Annotated in this window: 2 protein-coding genes; both read right to left on the bottom strand. The window is 47.9% G+C overall.

The features are described from left to right. Positions 1-752 precede the first annotated feature (752 nt). Complete coding sequence (locus QZR21_RS08990; RefSeq protein WP_296099997.1) at positions 753-1,598, bottom strand: type 1 glutamine amidotransferase domain-containing protein; 846 nt, start codon at positions 1,596-1,598, stop codon at positions 753-755. Between the two features lie 17 nt (positions 1,599-1,615). Then, the gene (locus QZR21_RS08985) at positions 1,616-2,134 is read right to left on the bottom strand and encodes an SRPBCC domain-containing protein (protein ID WP_296100000.1); all 519 of its coding nucleotides are present in this window, start codon (positions 2,132-2,134) and stop codon (positions 1,616-1,618) included. Positions 2,135-2,372: the final 238 nt, after the last annotated feature.

Here is a 2,372-nt window from a genome sequence, read left to right as displayed (position 1 = left end):
AGCCGCTGTCCACCTCGATCTCGGTCTCGCTCCTCGATCTCATCTTCCCTTTCGGCCGAATGGGCGAGGAACTTCCAAAGGCGGTACCCGATGTCCGGTGGATTCCCGGGGTTCTTTCCACAGCGCGCACTCAGGAAAACGGGGAATCCACTTTTCATCCCGCGGACCTTTTTCATCCCTCTACTATATACATAACGGAAAAGCGTTGGATGTCTAAATTATTTCATAGATTTAATGAAAAATTAACATGCAGCGCTCACTGACCTTTCGGCCAGATGAGAGACTAAAAGCTGATATCGATTCTAAAGACCTTCTCCTAATGGTTTCTCGCTGCCGGCTGTGCAAGAGATAGGAAATCCATCTTTGAAATTCCGGAAACTTTATTGTCCCTCTACTATATACATTCCAAAAAGTCCCGATTTGTGAACATGGAAAGTGAAATTTTTTCAAATAAATTGAAAAGTAAGTGTCTCCATGCAGGTAATAGATTGAGATCGAGATTGAGGGGATTGCTATCCGCTGACAGCTTGCAGGGGGTAGTGACCAGGCAGTTGGGTCCTCAATTCAACTCTCAAATTTCATCTCTTTTCGCCGCAGGCTGGCTCTCTTCTATCTATCATCTATCGTCTCTGCGGCGGCAGCCGCGGTATCTCTGTCAGCGGATCTCTGTAAGCAGTAAGCCCAGCTATTTGGGCCAAGTAAAAACTGTGAAGGTGGACGCAACCCACCTTCACAGTTTTTACTTTCCTGTCTTATTTCCCTTCAATGGCACTGACCAGGGCCTTGGCCAGGGCGATATCAGACGCCGGATTCTGTCCGGTAATCAGTTCCCTGTCCTTTACTACATGGCTCTGGTAAAGGGCGCCTTCTTCCATGTAGCCACCGGCAATCTGGAGGGCCTGTTCCACATGGAAAGGCATTTCCGTGCCTTTAGCCAGTTCACCGGGCCATTCTTCTCCATCCGAGAGGACGGTCATATGATAGCCGTTGTAAATCCAGTCTTTGGAATCTGCCTGGGCTTTGGCAAAGTCACCGTCCACCAGGTCTTTCCGATAGGCTGCTGCATTCGGAAGTGCAGAAAGCGCTGCCACCGGGCCATGACAGATCATGGCTGTCGGTTTTCCTTTTTCATGGAAAGTACGAAGCATCTTCCCCAGGTCTTCGCTCTGCATAAGGTCCGTCATCGGTGCATGACCGCCGGGAATAAAGATGGCCTTGTAGTCATCGAGATGGGCCAGCGCTTCTTTGAAGGAAATAGGAGTCAGATTGTCGGTAAAGGCCTTGGCAGAAGCTCTTCTTTCTTCACTGCCATTAAAGAAGGCCTTATCGTTGGAGCTGGCATCCATCACCGGCTTCTTGCCTTCCGGAGTAGCCAGTACGATTTCATACCCTTCACCGGCCAGGTACTGGGAGGGCACTGCAAATTCGTTGAGGAAGAATCCAACATTCATGATGGACCCATTCTTCAGGGTCATCTGGTCTTCACCAGATGCGATCACCAGAATTTTGCCTTTGGTATCCGCCGCATTGACTGTGACTGTTCCCAGTAATACGGAAGCTGCCATCATGGCAGCAGCAGCTATTTTCATTTTTTTCATTTTTTCTGTAGTCCTCCTTATTTTTTATGCGCTTTCAGAACGGTGGCAGCCAGACCTTTCACCCAGTCCTGGTGCCCCATATTCATGGTGTCCGGATGGGTATTGAACAGGTCCTTTGCCGGTTTCCCTTTCTGGGATTCCTGGGTCAGGATACGGACACGGCCTTTGGGCATGTCCTCGATAAGCCATGCATGGACTACATCCAGGCGATGATCTTCATCCCCTTCTGCCCATCCATGCCATGCAAGACGGCCGGGCTTTCCATCTGCCGGTTTTTCAAATTCAATGACCCTTGCTTCCACAGGGAAGCCGAATGTGTTGAAACGGAACCGGGTATTTTCTTTCAGTACCGGACCATTGTGGTTGTAGAAATAGACATCTGACACATTGTCATAGTAGGTGGGCCAGATAGAAGTATCCAGCAGGTTTTCAAAGACTTCTTCTGCCGTAATGCCGGGAACAATGATTTCATTTGATGCAAAGTTATCCGTAAATCCCGGAAGGTATTCTTCGGGCCAGTTGATTTCGTTTAACATGGTTTTGGTTACTCCTTATGATAGAAATATAATAATTTTCTGCCGGGAAGCGTCCTTCCCAGGAACCGGTTCTCAAGTCTGGGTGTATTATAGCGTAGTATTTGCTTTTTCGTAAGAATGCACTTTAAAGTCAGGTAATTACTTTTTATATACTTTCAGGGCTGAGTTCTCATCCGCCTTTCCTAAGGAAGCGCTGATTAATTCGCAGAGTCAGATTTCATAAGGATTTTTATGCACT

Source organism: uncultured Dialister sp., from assembly GCF_900541605.1.
In the GTDB taxonomy this organism is placed as follows: domain Bacteria; phylum Bacillota; class Negativicutes; order Veillonellales; family Dialisteraceae; genus Dialister.
Note: the sequence above shows the minus strand (reverse complement) of the source record. Positions and strands in the feature narration are given on the sequence as shown.